The sequence below is a fragment of the Allofournierella sp. CML151 genome, from assembly GCF_027853465.1.
In the GTDB taxonomy this organism is placed as follows: domain Bacteria; phylum Bacillota; class Clostridia; order Oscillospirales; family Ruminococcaceae; genus Allofournierella.
In genome coordinates this window covers 1-17,562 of the sequence record NZ_JAPNNW010000004.1, presented here as the reverse complement: position 1 = coordinate 17,562, position 17,562 = coordinate 1, and the positions used below count along the sequence as shown (strand labels likewise).

17 protein-coding genes are annotated in these 17,562 nt (G+C 55.1%); 8 read left to right on the top strand and 9 right to left on the bottom strand.

Annotated elements, in window-relative coordinates:
- Positions 1–155: 155 nt before the first annotated feature.
- A complete protein-coding gene (locus PH256_RS04085) occupies positions 156–869 on the top strand; it encodes a DUF421 domain-containing protein (RefSeq protein WP_270913100.1) in 714 nt (237 codons plus the stop codon).
- Between the two features lie 63 nt (positions 870–932).
- Here the strand turns inward: PH256_RS04085 and PH256_RS04080 are convergent, their stop codons facing one another.
- Complete coding sequence (locus PH256_RS04080; protein ID WP_058963037.1) at positions 933–1,472, bottom strand: NADH peroxidase; 540 nt, start codon at positions 1,470–1,472, stop codon at positions 933–935.
- Positions 1,473–1,613: 141 nt separating this feature from the next.
- Positions 1,614–2,144: a Gx transporter family protein gene (locus PH256_RS04075; RefSeq protein ID WP_270913099.1), complete on the bottom strand. Its 531-nt coding sequence runs from the start codon at positions 2,142–2,144 to the stop codon at positions 1,614–1,616.
- A 214-nt stretch (positions 2,145–2,358) separates the two neighbouring features.
- On the opposite strand from PH256_RS04075, the gene PH256_RS04070 reads away from it, so the two are divergent.
- The 5 genes from PH256_RS04070 (at position 2,359) to PH256_RS04050 (ending at position 8,016) form a co-directional block, all read left to right on the top strand.
- Entirely contained in the window at positions 2,359–2,841 is a 483-nt protein-coding gene (locus PH256_RS04070; RefSeq protein WP_058963039.1) for a DUF4358 domain-containing protein, read from the top strand.
- Between the two features lie 78 nt (positions 2,842–2,919).
- Positions 2,920–4,347 carry an MBOAT family O-acyltransferase gene (locus PH256_RS04065; RefSeq protein ID WP_270913098.1) on the top strand — a complete coding sequence of 476 codons (1,428 nt, stop codon included), beginning with the start codon at positions 2,920–2,922 and terminating at the stop codon, positions 4,345–4,347.
- Positions 4,348–4,360: 13 nt separating this feature from the next.
- Entirely contained in the window at positions 4,361–5,518 is a 1,158-nt protein-coding gene (locus PH256_RS04060) for a DHHW family protein (RefSeq protein WP_270913097.1), read from the top strand.
- Between the two features lie 138 nt (positions 5,519–5,656).
- Positions 5,657–6,334, top strand: a complete 678-nt coding sequence (locus PH256_RS04055; RefSeq protein WP_087184392.1) for a winged helix-turn-helix domain-containing protein — start codon at positions 5,657–5,659, stop codon at positions 6,332–6,334.
- Entirely contained in the window at positions 6,331–8,016 is a 1,686-nt protein-coding gene (locus tag PH256_RS04050) for an ATP-binding protein (protein ID WP_087184393.1), read from the top strand. The genes PH256_RS04055 and PH256_RS04050 overlap by 4 nt, the downstream gene beginning before the upstream one ends.
- A gap of 91 nt (positions 8,017–8,107) precedes the next feature.
- On the opposite strand, the gene PH256_RS04045 is transcribed toward PH256_RS04050, so the two are convergent.
- The 7 genes from PH256_RS04045 to PH256_RS04015 all read right to left on the bottom strand — a co-directional run bounded on the left by PH256_RS04045 (position 8,108) and on the right by PH256_RS04015 (position 15,563).
- Positions 8,108–10,000: an ABC-F family ATP-binding cassette domain-containing protein gene (locus tag PH256_RS04045; protein ID WP_270913096.1), complete on the bottom strand. Its 1,893-nt coding sequence runs from the start codon at positions 9,998–10,000 to the stop codon at positions 8,108–8,110.
- A 21-nt stretch (positions 10,001–10,021) separates the two neighbouring features.
- Positions 10,022–10,969 (bottom strand): alpha/beta hydrolase, encoded by a 948-nt coding sequence (locus PH256_RS04040; protein ID WP_270913095.1) that lies wholly within the window; start codon positions 10,967–10,969, stop codon positions 10,022–10,024.
- Entirely contained in the window at positions 10,935–11,675 is a 741-nt protein-coding gene (locus tag PH256_RS04035) for a YjjG family noncanonical pyrimidine nucleotidase (RefSeq protein ID WP_270913094.1), read from the bottom strand. Before PH256_RS04035 ends, PH256_RS04040 begins: the two co-directional genes overlap by 35 nt.
- Before the next feature lie 162 nt (positions 11,676–11,837).
- Complete coding sequence (locus PH256_RS04030; protein WP_087184397.1) at positions 11,838–12,092, bottom strand: hypothetical protein; 255 nt, start codon at positions 12,090–12,092, stop codon at positions 11,838–11,840.
- A gap of 68 nt (positions 12,093–12,160) precedes the next feature.
- The gene (locus PH256_RS04025; protein WP_270913093.1) at positions 12,161–13,123 is read right to left on the bottom strand and encodes an NAD(P)H-dependent glycerol-3-phosphate dehydrogenase; all 963 of its coding nucleotides are present in this window, start codon (positions 13,121–13,123) and stop codon (positions 12,161–12,163) included.
- Positions 13,124–13,233: 110 nt separating this feature from the next.
- Positions 13,234–14,880, bottom strand: a complete 1,647-nt coding sequence (locus tag PH256_RS04020) for an SGNH/GDSL hydrolase family protein (RefSeq protein WP_270913092.1) — start codon at positions 14,878–14,880, stop codon at positions 13,234–13,236.
- Positions 14,881–14,915: 35 nt separating this feature from the next.
- On the bottom strand, positions 14,916–15,563 hold the full coding sequence (locus PH256_RS04015; protein ID WP_270913091.1) for an HAD-IA family hydrolase: 648 nt from the start codon (positions 15,561–15,563) through the stop codon (positions 14,916–14,918).
- 149 nt (positions 15,564–15,712) lie between these two features.
- Between PH256_RS04015 and PH256_RS04010 the strand changes: the two genes are divergently transcribed.
- Both PH256_RS04010 and PH256_RS04005 read left to right on the top strand, forming a co-directional pair.
- Positions 15,713–17,164, top strand: a complete 1,452-nt coding sequence (locus tag PH256_RS04010) for an alanine/glycine:cation symporter family protein (RefSeq protein WP_270913090.1) — start codon at positions 15,713–15,715, stop codon at positions 17,162–17,164.
- 36 nt (positions 17,165–17,200) lie between these two features.
- Positions 17,201–17,521, top strand: a complete 321-nt coding sequence (locus tag PH256_RS04005; protein WP_270913089.1) for a DUF1904 family protein — start codon at positions 17,201–17,203, stop codon at positions 17,519–17,521.
- Positions 17,522–17,562 lie beyond the last annotated feature (41 nt).

Here is a 17,562-nt window from a genome sequence, read left to right as displayed (position 1 = left end):
TCAGCGCGCTGCCGCGCACTTTGATATGATGGACCTATTATACATAATTCCGCCATATTCGCCAAGTCTTGGTTTTCATGAATAATCCGCCGTTCCTTTGTACATACTCACAGCAGGATACCGCGGCCGTCTTGCCGCAAGAAAGGCCGGATATTATGCAGATCTATAGCGAAGTTGGAAAAATCGCCATCACTAGCCTGGTTTCCATCGTAGTCCTGTTTGGCCTGTGTAAGCTGGTGGGCCAGCGTCAGATCGGCCAGATGAGTCTGTTTGATTATGTAACCAGCATCACCATCGGGTCCATTGCCGCGGAGCTGGCCACCGATCTGGAGGCCTGGTGGCAGCCGCTCACGGCCACGGTGGTCTACGGAATTGCTGCTTTGTGCATTGACTGGTTTACCTGTAAATCCATCGCACTGCGACGCTTTTTCAATGGCCGCCCGGTAGTGCTTTATCAAAATGGGAGACTTTATCCCAAAAATCTGCTGTGTGCCCGGTTGGACTTGAACGAATTTTTGAGCCAATGCCGGGTAGCCGGCTATTTTGATTTGAGCCAACTGGAATCTGCGGTGCTGGAAACCAACGGACAGATCAGCTTTCTCCCCGCTGCACAATACCGCCCGGCCACGCCATCGGATCTTCAGCTTTCCCCTCAGCCGGAAGGGCTTTGGTGCGCGCTGGTTCTGGACGGCTCCCCTCTTGCAGACAATCTGGAGGCCATCGGGCATAACCCCGCCTGGCTGCAGGAGCAGCTGACGGCCCGCGGCTATAAAAGCCCGAAGGAGGTATTTCTGGCCATGTACGGCCCGCAAGGGCAGCTGAAACTCTATCCTCGGCAATGCCGCCCGGAACGGGATTGGTTTGAATGAAAAAGGAGCGTACAGCAAACGCTGCACGCTCCTTTGTGTATTCAGTCAGTAACCGGGAACCAATTACTTGAAGTAACGGTTCAGCAGGCCCTGCATGCCGCGGCCGTGACGAGCCTCGTCCTTAGCCATCTCGTGAACGGTGTCGTGGATAGCATCCAGGCCCAGCTCCTTAGCCTTCTTGGCCAGGTCCATCTTGCCGGAGCAAGCGCCGCACTCGGCGTCAACACGCATCTGCAGGTTCTTCTGGGTGCTGTCGGTCAGAACCTCGCCCAGCAGCTCGGCGAACTTGGCAGCATGCTCAGCCTCTTCGAAAGCGTAGCGCTTCCAGGCCTCAGCGATCTCGGGGTAGCCCTCACGATCAGCAACGCGGCTCATAGCCAAGTACATGCCAACCTCGCTGCACTCACCGTTGAAGTTCATGCGCAGGCCCTCGATAATCTCCTCGGGAACGCCCTCCTTGGCGATGCCAACCACGTGCTCGGTCACGTAGGTGTTCTCGGTCTTCTCAACGAACTTATCCTTGGGAGCCTTGCAAACGGGGCAGAAATCGGGAGCAGCGCCCTCGGCGATGTAACCACATACGGTGCAAACAAACTTGGACATAGTATTCATCCTCCAATATTTTAAATTTCAGCTCATTGACTCGGAAGCGGCTCGTAAATAGGAACCGTTCTTTGTTATAGCTAAAGTATAGCATCAAAGTATAGTTTCGTCAAGCACTATTTTCAGATTATTTTGAAAAAATTACAATTTCTTAATATTAAAGCCCATCCGGCCCAGCGCAGGCAGCAAAGCAGACAGACTGGAGCTGGTCACCATGCCCATGGCAAGACCGGAAACGATGAGCACAGGGGCGTAGGTCAGCGCCAGCGTGCTGCTGAGCACGATGCTGGCACCGATGAGCTGCCCGATGTTGTGAGCCAGAGCGCCGCAGACGGACAAAATAAAATAGGTGATGTGCTTGCCGAACAAACAGAACAGCACCCACATGACCAGCAGCGACAGCAATCCCCCACACAGTGACAAAAAACCGGCGACCACTCCACGGGTAAGCATAACGAAAAAGGACTTCAGCAGCGCCAGGCTCAATGCCTGCTTTGCCCCCATGAAAAACAGCGCATACATGACCACAATGTTGGCCAGGCCGATCTTTACGCCGGGCATAAGGCCCAGCATGGGTGCAATGGCGGATTCCGCAAAGGAAAGCGCCATCGCCAAAGCGAACAGAAGGCCGGACAGCGCAATCTGTCTTGTTTTGTTTTGCGAAGAACGCATGAATTCAAACTCTCCTTATAATATAGTGCCTGTTTGAGGCGATAACAATCCAGTTTGATTGTAAAATGCCCGGGCGCTTCTGTCAAGCGCATCCCCTCATGGCCCCGGTGAATAAAGTGTAAATTTTCTGTCAATGCTACCGGTACAGCTTGCAATTCTACTTAATATAGTATAAAATCAATTACATAACTTTCCAGGAAAGGAAGAAGAATCAATGAAAAAACTTATCGCGATTGCTCTGTCTGCCGCTGTTCTCGCTCTTGGGCTGGTTGGCTGTGGCGGCCAGGAAAGCAGCAAAGCATATAATCTGAACGACATCGTTACTGCCGTGGAGAGCGCGAACCCCATCGCCAATCCTCGCGACGTGGATGACAACTTCATCACTCTGGACATGCTGCTCACCAAGGACAACATCGAAGAGTACGCCGGTAAGGTTTCCAACGATCAGGCCGACAGCGCTTTGATTGTTGCCGTGAAGGCTGTGGAAGGCAAGGGCGACGCGGTCAAGACCGAGATGGAGGCCTACAAGACCAGTATTTCCACCGGCGGCCTGTATGCGGAATTTGCCGACAAGGAAGCTGCCGCTAAGGACGCTCGCATCGTTCAGCAGGGCGACTACGTTGTAATGGTGGTTGCCAATACCAACGGTGCGGATTACAGTGCCATCGACACCGCTCTGGACGAAGCGCTGAAATAATTCCCCACAAAGACAATGCTTTTGGTCGGTATCACCAGACGGCGGTACCGGCCTTTTTTGTAAAGGAGTGTCGCAAGCTTGCTGTTCAGTACCATTCTGTTTTTGTTCCGCTTTTTGCCGATCACACTGGCACTGTATTACATTGCCCCCTACAAGCTGAAAAACCTGGCTCTGTTTATCTGCAGCCTGGTGTTCTATTCCTGGGGTGAGGTGCGGTTCTTCCCGGTGATGGTCGTGCTGATTCTCATCAACTATTTCTCCGGCCTTGCCATTGAACGGTTCGATCATTCGGACAAAATGCGCCGGGTCTTTTTGATCATTTCCATTGTGGGCAGCCTGTCCATGTTGGTGTTTTTCAAATACACCAACTTCATCATCAGCACCATCAATGCAATCACGGGACTTTCCATCGGCATGGTGGAAGCAGCCACCGTGCTGCCCCTAGGCATCAGCTTCTATACCTTCCAGACCATGAGCTACTCCATTGACGTATACCGTCGGGATGTGAAGACTGAGCACAACATCATCGATTTCGGCGCATATGTGGTTATGTTCCCCCAGCTGATTGCCGGTCCCATCGTGAAATACCGGGATGTGGCTGCGCAGCTTCACGTGTACAAGGACCGCTACCGCCTCAAGCAGATTGAAGAAGGCATCTGCCTGTTTGTATTCGGCCTGGCAAAAAAGGTCCTGATTGCGGACACCGTAAGCAAGCTGTGGTACGACATTATCGGCACCTACAACGACCAGCATATTCTCACCTCTGCTGGTGTTGGGCTGGCAAACGCCAGCACGCCGCTGGTCTGGCTGGGTCTGCTGGCCTATTCCCTGCAGCTGTATTTTGACTTTTCCGGTTATTCGCTGATGGGCATCGGCATGGGTAAGATGCTGGGCTTTGATTTCCCCATGAACTTTAATATGCCCTACATCGCCCGCAGCATCACTGATTTCTGGCGGCGCTGGCATATGACGCTGTCCGGCTGGTTCCGGGAATATGTGTACATTCCCCTGGGCGGCAACCGCCGGGGCCTGAAGCGCCAGATCTTCAACATGTTCGTGGTCTGGACCCTGACCGGCATCTGGCATGGTGCCGACTGGAACTTCATCTTCTGGGGCATCTACTACTTCATTCTGCTTGCCATTGAGAAAATCTTCCTGCTCAAAAAGCTACAGACCGCCCGTATCTGGCCTCACATCTACACCCTGCTGCTGGTAGCCGTGGGCTGGGCGCTGTTTGTGGGCAACGAGGACGGCGTGGGTCTGGCTCTGTTGATGCAGAAGCTGTTCATTCCCTCCGGCGGCGTTTCCTGCCTGTACTTCCTGCGCAACTACGGTGTACTGCTGGTGGTGGCGATTATCTGCTGCACTCCGGTGCCCCTGCGTATCTACGACTGGCTGAAAAAGCACACGGTGCTCAAGATCATCGTGGTGTTCGCCCTGCTGCTGATGTGCATCGCCTACATTGTGGCATCCACCAACAGCCCGTTCCTGTATTTCCGTTTCTAAGGGAGGGGATCGCATGAAAGAAAAATTGAAAGAGCTGAAGCAGTATCCCCTTCTGGTGCTGTTTTTCCTGTTTATTTTCTGCTTTATGATTGCTGACGGGCTCTGGCCCAAGCGCGCTGAATCCGATCTGGAGCGTCGGGATCTGGCTCAGTTTCCGAAGTTCAGCTTCTCCAGTCTGGTAAAAAACGAGTGGACCGCCAAATACGGCGAGTACACCAAGGATCAGGTGATCGGGCGCGACAGCTGGCTGAAGGCTCAGAGCCTGTGCGAAAGCCTGCTGTTCCGGAAGGAAGAGATCGGCGGCGCGATGATCGGCAAAAATGATGCGCTGTTCACCAAGATGTTCGCCCTGACTCCCACCGAGGAAAAGCTGTTACAGAAGAACACCACGCTGGTGCAGCAGTTCATCGAAAAATTCCCCGGTCAGGTCACGTTCCTGCTGGCTCCTTCCTCCAGTGTAATCAACGCTGAGGAGCTGCCTGCCAACACCCCCATGCTGGACGAAAACGCCCGCTTGGATACAATCTTCTCCACCGTGGGTGAGGCCAACAGTCTTGATCTGCGGGAGCCTTTTACCGCGGCCAAGGACGATGTGCAGCTGTATTACGACACCGACCATCACTGGACCAGCTACGGCGCCTATCTTGCCTATCAGCAGTTCTGCCAGATGCGTGGTCTGACCCCCATGGAGGTAAGCGAGAACGACTACACCACCGTGCCCGGCTTCTATGGCACCACCTATTCCAAGGCGCTGTACTGGAAGAGCAAGCCGGATACCATCGCGTATCTGGACCTGCCCAATGCCATGACCGTATGGAATGTTTCTCCTACCTTTGAGCTGACCGAAAATTTCACCGCCACCATGTATGATAAGTCCAAGCTGGAGACAGGCGATAAGTATGCCATGTTCCTGTATGGCAACAACGGCTACTCCACCATTGAAGGCGACGGTGAAGGCAGCATTCTGGTGGTGAAGGACAGCTATGCCAACAGCTTCATTCCCTATCTGACCGCAAATTATGCCCGCATCGGCGTCATTGACCCCCGCGGTTTTGGCCTGAGTGTGGCGGACTTTGCCCAGCAGGAAGGCTACGATGAGGTGCTGCTGCTGTTCAACTTCCAGTCCTTCAAGGAAAGCACCTTCCTGAGCTGCCTGAACATTACCAACTGACAAAGCTGTATCATCTTATGAGCGGAGGGGCAAAACGCCCCTCCGTTTTTACGTAGTTTTTACATTGAACTAGTGAAAAGCGCTTTCAGATGTTTTATACTTAAAATGAGCAACGATTTTGAGGAGGCCTTGAAACCTATGATTTATATTCTGGAAGACGACAACAGCATCCGAGAGCTGGTTACCTATACCCTGAATCGTTCCGGCTACGAAGCGAAAGGCTTTGACCTGCCCTCGCTGTTCTGGGCCGAGATGGAAAAACAGATGCCGGATCTGCTGTTGCTGGATATCATGCTGCCGGAAGAGGACGGCATTCATATTCTGAAGCGTCTGCGAGCCAACTCCACCACAAGCCAACTGCCGGTGATTATGCTCACGGCCAAGGGCAGTGAGTACGACCGGGTGACCGGCCTGGACAGCGGTGCCGACGACTATATTCCGAAGCCTTTCGGCATGATGGAGCTGGTGGCCCGGGTGAACGCTCTGCTGCGCCGTGCCAAGCCTCAGACCGCTCCGGACGAGTATCAAGTGGGTGAAATTCAGCTCTTCCCTGCCCGCCATCAGGTGCTTGTGAACAAAGAAGAAATCTCGCTGACTCACAAGGAGTTTGAACTGCTCAGCGTTCTGATGCAGCAGCCCGGCATTGTATTCACCCGGGAAAAGCTGCTCAATCAGATCTGGGGCTACACCTTCGAGGCGGAAAGCCGCACAGTGGACGTACATATCCGGACTCTGCGCCAGAAGCTGGGCGAATGCGGCAGCTATATTGAGACCGTGCGCGGGACCGGATATCGGATTCGGGAGAATGGCGTATGACAAAACGGCTTTTCAGCGCCATCCTTACTGTTACCCTCTCCACCCTTCTGGTGGGCATGATCATCCTGATCGCCATTCTGATGCCCTATTTTGAGCAGCAGTTGGCCACTGAGCTTACCACTGAACTGGGATATCTTTCCCGCGGGGTATCCCAATATGGGGAAGATTTCCTTTCCACCATCGACCCGGGAAGCAGTCGGATCACCTTGATCGACGCCGACGGTACGGTTTTGTATGACAGTTCCCTGGACGCTTCCACGCTGGAAAATCACGCAGACCGGGAAGAGGTAAAGCAGGCGCTTGTGACCGGCAGCGGCGAAAGCGTGCGTTATTCCACCACTCTGCAGGAAAAGACACTCTATCGGGCACTGTTGCTGCCCAGCGGTGATGTGCTGCGCATTGCCTGTACCCATTATTCCAGCATGGGCATTTTCCTGCTGCTGATCCAGCCCATCCTTTTGATTCTGACCTTCGGCGCGGTGCTTTCGGCAGTGATCTCCTACAAGGTATCTCACCGGCTGACCCGCCCGTTGAACGAAATTGATCTGGAGCACCCTCAGGTACCGGAGGACTACGAGGAACTCACTCCTCTTCTGCGGCGGTTGAACCATCAGAACCGGCAGATCAAGGCACAGCTGATGGAGCTGGGCGAACAGCAGGAGCGCTTCGCCTCCATTACTGAAAATATGAAAGAGGGGTTTCTGGTGCTGGACCGCACCGGTACGGTGCTTTCCCATAACACCAGCGCTGGGCAGCTGCTTCATGCAGAAGCACCTCTGATGGGCCGGGATATGACCCATAGCCCTATTGAAGAGCTGAACAGCGCCATTCGGGATGCTCTGGAGGGTCAGCACACTGAAACACTGATTCCTCTGTTCGGCCGGATGTGTCAGCTGTTTGCCAACCCGGTCTACCAGCAGGACCAGCTTACCGGTACGGTAATTGTACTGCTGGATGTGACCGAAAAGCAGGAACGCGAGACGCTTCGCCGGGAGTTCAGCGCCAACGTTTCCCACGAGCTGAAAACACCCCTGACCTCCATTTCCGGTATTGCGGAAATCATGAAAAGCGGCCTGATTGATCCAAACGACGTACCTCATTTCGCCGGGAAAATCTATGATGAATCTCAGCGGCTGATCCATCTGGTAGGCGATATCATCAAGCTGTCCCAGCTGGACGAAAACTCCATCCCCTACACCGCCGCTCCGGTGGACCTGCTGGAGTTGGCGCAGAACACCCGTATCCAGCTGGAAAATCCTGCTGCCAAACAGCAGGTTACGCTGCAGGTGGAGGGTGAACCAGTGGTAATCGAGGGTGTGCTGCCGGTGCTGGATGAGATGCTGTTCAACCTGTGTGACAACGCCATCAAATACAATAAGCCCGGCGGCCATGTGTGGGTCAGCGTAAAGCACACCCCGGACGGCCCAACACTTACCGTAAAGGATGACGGTATCGGTATTCCCACCGAAGACCACGAGCGCGTATTTGAACGGTTCTACCGCGTGGATAAGAGCCATTCCAAGGCCATTGGCGGCACCGGTTTGGGACTTTCCATTGTAAAGCACAGCGCGGCTTACCACAATGCCCGCATCGAACTGGAAAGCGCCCCCGGTAAGGGAACTTGTATCCGACTGATCTTCCCTCCCGGTCGGGAAATTCACGGACAGGAGCAGGCAGACTGAGCCCACTTTTCATTAAAAGATGCAATAAAAAATGCTCACGGCGTATCCGCCGTGAGCATTTTTTGTTATAAGTGTTCTGCAAACAGAAGGGTTACTCCGCCTGTTCGTACTGCTCCTGTTCCTCCAGAAGTTTTTCCCATTCGTCGAACAGTTCCTGCTGATGGAAGCGGCTGTCTTCCAGCTCGTCGCATTTATCTCGCAACAGTACATGGTCCCGCAGCACTTCCGGGCTGGCGATCTCGTTTTCCAGCTCCACAATGTGGGCGCCCAGAGCTTCGATCTCGTCCTCCACCGCCTTGATGCGGGTACGAAGCTCCGCCTTGCGCCGGCGCTGTTCCTTACCATAGGCAGCTTTGCCCGCGGACGCCTTCTCCTTTTCCTCCTTGGGAGCAGCTGCGGCCGGGTCTTCCCGGTGCATCATCCGCTCATAGCTGGGGTAAAGGGTCGCGTTTCCGTCCTCCACATACAGGATGGGGCATTCCAGGCTGTTCATCAGATAGCGGTCATGGGTGATGAGCAGCAATGTGCCCTCATAAGCCATCAGCGCCTGGGTCAGGCTTTCGCGGGTGTAGATGTCCAGATGGTTGGTGGGCTCGTCCAGGAACAGCAGATTGGGCCGCTCCAGAACAATCTCCGCAAAGCGCAGCCGGGCCAGCTCACCGCCGGACAGAGCGCTGCAGCTTTTGAACACCTCTTCGCCCCGGAACCCAAAGCGGGCCAGATGATTACGCACCTCCAGCTCGGTGAAGCGGGGCCATTTGTCCCAAATAGCATCGATCACACGGCCGCCCCGGCGCATCTGCTGCTGCTCGAAGATACTTGCCTTTGCGCCCGCACCCAGCCGCACCATGCCGCCGGAGGGCTTGCGTTTGCCGTCCAGCACCTGCATCAGGGTAGATTTACCCGCGCCGTTGGGACCGGCGATTACCAGCCGCTCCCCACGCAGCACCTGCAGATCAAAGGGATGCAGCAACACCCGTTCGCCGATTTTCACACTCAGGTTCTTGATGGTAAGCAGTTCTTTATAAGGTGTGACATCAAACTCAAACTTGAAGTTCAGCTGCTGGGGCCCGCTGTGAGGCTTTTCGGTGATCTCCATTTTCTCCAGCTGCTTGCGGCGGCTCTGGGCCATTTTAGTGGTGGAGGCACGCACAATATTTCGGGCGATATAATCCTCCAGTTTCTGGGCTTTGGCCACATCCGCGTCGTGCTGCTTTTGCTGCAGTGCCACCGCTGCCTCCTTTTGGGGCAGGTAAGCGGAATAGTTCCCCTTGTAGCTGGTGAGCTGGTGATCCTCCACCTCCCAGATCCGGGTGCAGACCGAGTCCAGGAAATAACGGTCATGGCTGACGACCAACACCGCACCGGAATAGCTCTTTAGGTATTCTTCCAGCCATTCCATTGTGGCGAAATCCAAATGGTTGGTGGGCTCGTCCAGGATCAGAAGATCCGGCCGCTGCAGCAATAGTTTGGCCAGGCGCAGCCGGGTGTGCTCGCCGCCGGAAAGCACCGCCACTCCCTTGGTATAGGTTTCCGGCCCGAAAGCCATGCCGCTGAGTACCTTCTTGATCTGGATGTCCATGTGGTAACCATCCGCTGCGTCGATTACTGCCGAAAGCTCCGCATGCTTTGCCAGCAGCTGCTCGTCACCGGGATTCTTTTCCAGCTTGTTCTCCAGCACCTGCATCTGTTCCATGGCGCTGAGCACCGGCGCAAAGGCACTGCGCATCTCACCATACACATCCAGGGTAGGGTCCAACTTGCTGTTCTGTTCCAGATAGCCCAGGGTTACCCCGCGGCTGATCTGGTATTCACCCTCATCGGGCTGGTACTCACCACAGAGTACCTTGAGCAGGGTGGTTTTGCCGGCACCATTTTCACCCACGATACCAATGCGCTCACCCTTTTCCACCGTGGCGTTGATATCATGCAGGACCACAGTGTCGCCAAAGCTTTTTCCTAAATTCTGTAATGATATGAGCATATGATTCCTTATTACTCTTCTTTATTCCTTACGCTCCAGGCTCTTTTCCGCCCAGGCCAGCAGATCCTGATAGACCTGCTGACGATTCGTTTCGTTTAGCATCTCGTGACGGCCGCCCGGATACAGTGTAAGGCGAACATCCTTTACACCAGACTGACGCAGCATTTCCGCCACTTTTTTCACGCCTTTGCCGTAATCGCCCACCGGGTCCATATCACCGGAGAAAAGCCAGATGGGCAGATCCCGGCGGATTTTCTGCGCCCATTGCAGGCTGATCACCTGCTTGAGGGTAGAAAACAGCTCATGAAAAGCACTTACAGTGAAGATGAAGGTGCATTTGGGGTCCGCGCTGTAGCGGTCCACAATCTGTTCGTCCCGGCTGATCCAGTCATAGGGGGTGCGGGGATTCGGCACCTTTTTCAGATAGGTTCCAAAGGCCAGTTTGTTCACCAGTTTTGATGTAAAGGAAGAACCCTTCACAGAAGAAATCCAGCTGCTGAGCCGGATTCCTACATTTACAAGCGGGTTGGGGCCGCCGGTTCCGCTGATGATCAGTGCGTCCATTCCATCCGGGTATTCGGCAGCAAACCAGCGGGCAAAAAAGCTGCCCATGCTGTGGCCTAAAAGAATCAAAGGCAGGTCCGGATATTTCTTACGGGCCAGCAGATTCATGGTATGCAGGTCCCGCAGCACATAAAAGCGCCCATCCTTCTCGCCAAAATATCCGTCGATGCCCTCTTTCCCGCTGGTCTTTCCGTGACCCAGGTGGTCGTTGCCGCATACCACAAAGCCATGCCGGGCCATAAACTCTGCAAATTCCCGGTAGCGCTCAATGTGTTCGCACATACCGTGGCTGATCTGCAGGATTGCCTTGGGCGTAACATCCGGCATGGTGTAAAAGTATCCGGCGATGGTGTCCTTGCCGTTGCTGGATTTAAAACTGATGCTTTCGGTTTTTAAGTCCGACATTTTGCAGCTCATCCTCCTCCATCACAATGGAATACAGCTCCTGCCAATTGTGAATGATATGGGTGGGCTTATTGCCCTCCTCCGGTTCGGGCTGCTGGTGGAAATTGCACCAGCAGGTGGCAAGCCCGGCGTTCTGGCCTCCCTTGATGTCCGCGCTCAGGCTATCACCCACCACCAGGACCCGGTCCCGATGTTCAATGCCCAAGGTGCGGATGGCCTGTTCGAAGAAGCGGCGATTCGGCTTTTCCACGCCCATCTTTTCGGAGACGAATACCTCATCTATATAGGGCTCCAGGCCGGAATCCCGCAGGCGGCTGGCCTGTACTTTTGCCACGCCATTGGAGGCAATGGCCAGAGTCGCCACCTCAGAGAGCTCGCGCACAGCCTCCAGAGCGCCGGGAATCAGATCCGGATGGCTGCCTAGCCGGTCCAGATAATAAGCGCTCATCTCGGCGGCCGAACCTTTTCGCTCCAGCTTCTTCAAAAGGCGTGCAAACCGCTCCACCACCAGCTTGTCCCGCTTGATCTGGCCCTTTTCCAGAGCCGCCCAGAGCTCCTTGTTGATCTCCACATAGAGCATCTCCGTCTCATGATCACTGGGCAGCTCAAAGTGTTCCAGCGTCTCCTGGATTGCCTTATGCTCCGCTGCCTCAAAATCCAGCAGTGTGCCGTCCATATCCAATAACAAACAATAATAATGTGCCATGGGTCGTTTTTCTCCCTTTATAAAATTCGGCCAGCTGCCCTGCCTGGGGTTTGGCGGGCTGCCGATGTATCGTTCCTTTTATTATCCCTTATTCTAACCGCTTCGTCAAGCAATACACACCAAAAGGGCAGAGCCAAGCTCTGCCCTTTTGGAACCATTCTGTTACAGCTGAACCACCGGATAGTCCTCTTCGTCTTCGGCAGCCTCTTCCTCTGCCTCACACGTGCACTCGTTTACCGGCGGTTGTTTCTCCGTTTGACAGGTACAACAGGTCCTGCGGCAGCCGCAAGGGGGATTCTCTTCCGGCGAATTGCCGCTTCCCCAGTCAAAATCGTAATTGTCCACACTGCCGTTGGTCACGTTTTCGTCACCGGTATTCCAGGCGTCGATGATGCTGATGTCAAAACAACTGGCCATGCTATAAAGCACCTCCCCTTTTTTGCCATTGTATGCGGCAAATACGGGGACTGTGCAGAGCACGGAACTCAGTAGTCGAACTCGCCTTTTACGGTACGCTGGAACAAACGAGGCAGCGCTTCTTTGGCGCTGCAGCCCTCATACAGCATGCTGTAGATGGTCTTGCAGATGGGCAGGTCTACGCCATACTCCTCCCCCAGTTTCACCAAGGCCTTTACGGTAGGCGCACCTTCAGCCAGATGATCAAAATGCTCGCCCTTCACAAAGCTTTCGCCAAACTGGCGGTTGTGGCTGTGGGCGGAAAACAAGGTGGCCTCGTAGTCGCCCAGATGGCACAGGCCATAGGCGGACAGCTCGTTGCCGCCCATGGCGCGGATCAGGCGGGCAATCTCCCGTGCGCCGCGGGCCATAAGAGCGCCTTTCAGGCTGGAGTAACCAATGCCATCCAGCATACCGGCTGCGATGCCAATCACGTTTTTGGCCGCAGCGCCCACCTCGGTGCCAATCAGATCCCGACCCTTGTACAGGCGGATCAGATCGCTGCTCAGATTTTCCACCACATAGTCGGTGGTTTCCGGCTCATCCGAATCCACCACCATGCAGTTGGGAATACCGGCGGAGAAGTCCTGCACATGGCCAGGGCCAACCCACACAGCCAGACGAACCGGCTGCGTCACCTCTTCCCGGAACACCTGAGTCAGACGTTTGCCGCTTTCCACCTCGATGCCCTTCATGCAAAGGATAAAGGTTTTACCGGCTACCGGCAGCGCCTGAATCTTCTTGACCAGATCCCGCAGCTGCTGAGCGCTGATGGAGATAATCACTGCCTCAGCAAATTCCAGTGCACCAGCCAGATCTTCGGTAAGCTGCAGCTGTTCCGGCAGTTCAATATAGGAGTTTTTGCGCTCGGCCTTCAGCTGTGCCATTGCCCGGGAGCCGGGGCGGCCCCAAAGCATCACCTCATTGCGTGCGCTGTGATAGCAGGCCAGGAAGGTGCCCCAGCGGCCGCAGCCCAATACAGTCAGTTTCATAACAGAGCGTCCTTTCGTTTTGTTTTTCATAGAAAGGACCCGCCCTGCCGGGCAGAGCGGGTCCTTTGATCATATTAACCGGCAACTGTGATGCCGGAATGGAAGTCGGGTTACCCCTCGTTAGGTGCCGTAGCTTCGGAAGAGCCCTCCGGCGATTCTGTAGATGCCGGCGGATCAGTGGGGGCGGGCGGATCAATAGGTGCCGGAGAAGCAGTCGGCGCCGGAGAAGCGGTCGGCGCCGGAGAAGCGGTCGGTGCCGGAGAAGCAGTCGGTGCCGGAGTGGGCGCAGCAGTAGGTGCCGGGGTGGGGGCTGCAGTAGGCGTCGGAGTGGGCGCAGCCTCTACCACCAGCTTGAAGCTTGCGGAAGAAAGCTTGCCGTTCACATTGATGGAAGCGGTAATGTCATAGGTGCCGGCCGCCCAGCTGCTCTGGCCGTAGCTGTAACCGGTCTTGACCTTCTCACCGTTCACGGTCCACTGCACGTTGTCATCGGTCACATCGCCGCCAACCGCATTGATGTGCAGGGTGTAGCTTTCACCTTCCTTGATGGTAGCAGAGCTGCCTTCCTGGAAGGAGATGCTCAGCTTGGCACTGAACATAGCGGTTACATTCACATTCTGCTTGAAGTTCTTGTCGGTTCGGGTGGGGCTGGTATTGCCGTCGCTCCACTTTACAAACTCGTAACCGTCAGCAGCAACCGCCTTCACGGTAACACTGTCGTTCTTGGTCAGATCTTCAAATTTCAGAGTGGTCTTGCCGGAAATATCCCCGCTGGTGAGGGTGCCGCCAACGTTTTTGTCCACGTTGTACTGGGCGGTAAAGGTCTCATTCGGATCGGGGGTTGCGGTTGCCTGGCTGGAACCGGAGGTACCGCCATTGCGCACCCGGGTGGGAATGTTATCCGTATCGGGGCGGCGATCTTCAGTATCGGTCCAGGCATGAGTGCGGGCGTAGTCCAAAATGCCGTTGAGAGCATCCTTCTTCAGATGAATATCGCCCTGCTGATAGTACCGGTCCTGACCGTAGCCGCTCTCATCCATCAGCAGCTCGGAGATGTTCAAGAACTTATAGCCGTTCTTCTGGCACATCTTCACCAGAGCCAGATTGAACTCATTGATAGTCTCCTGGCTCATGTTGGGGTAACTGCTGTGGTCCTGAGAGATGGGCGGAACCGCGGCCACGATCACGTCGCAGTAGGGATAAGCTGTGACAATCTCGTTCAACGCCGATTCGTAGCTGCTGGCAAAGCTGTCAGCGCTCATGCTGCCGTCTGCATTGTTGGTTCCCATCATCACGATGATGCGGCGGGGCTTCATTTTTGCCAGCGCCTCGGGAATGGAATAGGCGGTGCTATCGTTCTTGAAGTAGATGGACTTGTCGGTAGTGAGCTGCTGGATACCCAGGCCCTCCACAGCCATCACCTGATCCAGCGACAAAAGGCCGTTCTGGTAGTAACGGTAGGTGTTGGAATCGCCCACAAAGATGGTTTCGTCGATGTAGGACTGGCCTGCGTCATCGGTCTCAGCCAAAACGGTATCGCCGTAGGCGGTGGCATCAAAGCCGGAATCCAGCACAGCCTGAGAAGAGCTGGTAGAACCACTGGAAGAGTCCTTCGATTTGTGGGAGGTGTTCACGATGATCACCACCGCCACAATGGTCACAATCAGCACCAGTGCGCAAATGGCCAGCACAAGAGCTGCCTGCTTCTGCTTGGGGGTTAAGCTGAGATTAGAAGAATTTCTTCTTTTCTTAGCCATGGGTCTGCCTCCTTTTTGGTCACAAGGTCTTTTGATCAATCATTTAATATGTAATCGGCCAGCTGCTGGCAATCCTTCGCCATCAGTACCGGCGCAAAGGGAGCAAGCTCCTGTTCGCTGCCGTAGCCGTACATCACTGCTGCCGCGGGAACGCCACAGTCTGCAGCGCCCTTCATATCGTCGCTTCGGTCACCCACCATCAGCACCCGGGCGCCCTGCAGCTCCGGCCGGGCAAGCACCAGGCGCATCACTGCGGTTTTGGTATCCACGCTTTTATCCTCGCTGGCACCGCCGATAAAATCGAAATATTGGGCCAGACCCTGTTCTTCCAGGATCGGCGTGACCACCACCGTGGGCTTGGATGTGGCGGTGTACAGCCGGATGCCGGCTCTTCTCAGCTGTTCCAGCATCGGGCGTACCCCATCGAATACCTGGCAGCGGTGGCAGCCGTCCTCTGCATAGCGGGTGCGGTAGATATCCACCATTTTTTCCACCATGGCCTCATCGGAGAAATGCTCCCCGAAACTGCGCCGCAGAGGCGGGCCGAGATAGCGGGTCAAATCAACACCGGCCGGGTCGATGCCCATCTGCCGGAAGGTGTATTCCATTGTTGCCAGAATTCCCGGACTGGAATGGATCAAAGTTCCATCCACGTCAAACAATACTGCGTCATATCGTGCCACAACTGCACCATCCTTAAACACAATTTTATCTATTATACCACCAAAATGCCGCCGCTACAATCCACCCGCCGCCTTTTTGCCGGTTTTGGGTTCTTCTTTGCCCAAAGTCGCGCATATATTGTGGCAAAATCTGCAAAAAGGAGCGCTGTATGGGGAATCTTCTCACAGGATATTTTTCCGATTGGCTGCGTTGGTGCAACACCCTGCTGAACCGGTTTGCCTGGGGCCCGGCTACCCTGACCCTGCTGGCTGTTTCCGGGCTCATGTTCAGTTTCGGAACCGGCTTTTTTCAGCTGCGCCATATCCGGCTGTGGTGGTTCAGCACTCTTGGTTCCACGTTCCGCAGCAAGAGTGGTCCGCTCTGTAAGCGGAAAAGCAGCATTACCGGGTTTCAATCTGCCTGCACTGCATTGGCTGCCACGCTGGGTACCGGCAACATTGCCGGTGTAGCCACAGCCATCGCGGCTGGCGGACCCGGTGCGGTATTCTGGATGTGGATTTCTGCTTTTTTCGGTACCATGACCGGCTACGCGGAAAACCTGCTGGCCGGCCTGTACCGGGGCAGAAATTCCAAGGGGGAGCCAATTGGAGGAGCAATGTTTTATATTGAACAGGGTCTTGGCTGCCGGTGGCTGGCACTTCTGTTCTCGTTTTTCTGCATTTTAGGGTCTCTGGGAATGGGCGATATGGCCCAGGCAAATTCCATTGCCACCGGCCTGCAGGATGCCTTTGGCGTTCCCCCGCTGCTTACCGGTCTGGCCGTGGCAGGGGCAGTGGGCTTTGCCATGCTGGGCGGCATCCAGCGCATGGGGCGAATCACCGAACGGCTGGTCCCTTTCATGGCCATTGGGTATACGTCGGCAGCCGTGTGCGTGATTTTGGCAAACTGGCAAAGCGTACCGGAAGTGCTGCACAGCATTCTGCAGCAGGCCTTCAACCTTCAAGCCGGACTGGGCGGACTGGCCGGCTATGGCATGAAGCAGGCTCTGCGCGTGGGTGTTGCCCGCGGAGTGAGCAGCAATGAGGCTGGGCTGGGCTCATCGGTTATGGCCAATTCTGCCGCCGGGAATCCGCCGGTTATTCAGGGAATGTGGGGCATTTTTGAGGTGGCAGTGGATACACTGCTCATGTGCACCCTCACCGCATTGGCTATCCTTTGCTCCGGCGTATACGATCCCGTCCGCTACTCCACCGCCCTTGGAACAGAGGCTTTTTCCTCTCTGCCCAACGGGGCCGCACTCACTGCCGATGCCTTTCGCTCGGTTTTCGGTTCGGGCGGTGGGGCGCTGATCGCAGTCAGCCTGATGCTATTTGCCTTCTCTACCCTGCTGGGCTGGAGCTACTACGGCGAGCGAGCGGTGGAATATCTGTTCGGTCCGAAGGCACTTGTGCCCTATAAGCTGCTGTATCTGACCTGTATTGTGATCGGTTGCGTAGCCCGTTTGGACCTCGTTTGGCAGATCAGCGACACCTTCAATGGGCTGATGGTGCCCCCGAATCTGCTGGCAGTGCTCTGGCTTTCGCCGCAGGTGTTCCGGGAAACCCGACGTTTTTTCCGAGCAAAAGAAAACCAGCGCTGTACGGAGTCGGCTTCGGTATGATAAAATAGGAAAAAACGAGTAAAGGAGCAATCTATTATGCCGCAGATCACCGTGAAAGGTTTTACCGACCAGCAGATGAAGACCGTTACCCCTGTTTTGAGCCAGAAGCTTTCCATCGCCATCGGCTGCCCGGAAGACTGGCTGATTTTCGAGCTTGTTCCCACCACCTTCTATGCGGGTGGCCAGCAAACTGCCGGATTCCCCATCATTGAAGTATCCTGGTTTGACCGGGCGGACGAGGTACGGGAAGAGGTTGCAGCAATTCTGCGGGATACCGCTTTTGAATTGGGTTATACATTGGTGCAGGTGATCTTTACCACCTTGCAGCCGGACCGTTTTTACGAATTCGAGGTCTGATTCGGACTCCAAAAAAGGCGCAGCTTTTTGTAAGCTGCGCC

What these genes read in the sequence shown, in the direction of transcription:
- PH256_RS04085 (WP_270913100.1), top strand. Translation starts at nt 156, where the DNA reads ATGCAGATCTATAGCGAAGTTGGAAAAATCGCCATCACTAGCCTGGTT.
- PH256_RS04080 (WP_058963037.1), bottom strand. Translation starts at nt 1,472, where the DNA reads ATGTCCAAGTTTGTTTGCACCGTATGTGGTTACATCGCCGAGGGCGCT.
- PH256_RS04075 (WP_270913099.1), bottom strand. Translation starts at nt 2,144, where the DNA reads ATGCGTTCTTCGCAAAACAAAACAAGACAGATTGCGCTGTCCGGCCTT.
- PH256_RS04070 (WP_058963039.1), top strand. Translation starts at nt 2,359, where the DNA reads ATGAAAAAACTTATCGCGATTGCTCTGTCTGCCGCTGTTCTCGCTCTT.
- PH256_RS04060 (WP_270913097.1), top strand. Translation starts at nt 4,361, where the DNA reads ATGAAAGAAAAATTGAAAGAGCTGAAGCAGTATCCCCTTCTGGTGCTG.
- PH256_RS04055 (WP_087184392.1), top strand. Translation starts at nt 5,657, where the DNA reads ATGATTTATATTCTGGAAGACGACAACAGCATCCGAGAGCTGGTTACC.
- PH256_RS04050 (WP_087184393.1), top strand. Translation starts at nt 6,331, where the DNA reads ATGACAAAACGGCTTTTCAGCGCCATCCTTACTGTTACCCTCTCCACC.
- PH256_RS04045 (WP_270913096.1), bottom strand. Translation starts at nt 10,000, where the DNA reads ATGCTCATATCATTACAGAATTTAGGAAAAAGCTTTGGCGACACTGTG.
- PH256_RS04040 (WP_270913095.1), bottom strand. Translation starts at nt 10,969, where the DNA reads ATGTCGGACTTAAAAACCGAAAGCATCAGTTTTAAATCCAGCAACGGC.
- PH256_RS04035 (WP_270913094.1), bottom strand. Translation starts at nt 11,675, where the DNA reads ATGGCACATTATTATTGTTTGTTATTGGATATGGACGGCACACTGCTG.
- PH256_RS04030 (WP_087184397.1), bottom strand. Translation starts at nt 12,092, where the DNA reads ATGGCCAGTTGTTTTGACATCAGCATCATCGACGCCTGGAATACCGGT.
- PH256_RS04025 (WP_270913093.1), bottom strand. Translation starts at nt 13,123, where the DNA reads ATGAAACTGACTGTATTGGGCTGCGGCCGCTGGGGCACCTTCCTGGCC.
- PH256_RS04020 (WP_270913092.1), bottom strand. Translation starts at nt 14,880, where the DNA reads ATGGCTAAGAAAAGAAGAAATTCTTCTAATCTCAGCTTAACCCCCAAG.
- PH256_RS04010 (WP_270913090.1), top strand. Translation starts at nt 15,713, where the DNA reads ATGGGGAATCTTCTCACAGGATATTTTTCCGATTGGCTGCGTTGGTGC.
- PH256_RS04005 (WP_270913089.1), top strand. Translation starts at nt 17,201, where the DNA reads ATGCCGCAGATCACCGTGAAAGGTTTTACCGACCAGCAGATGAAGACC.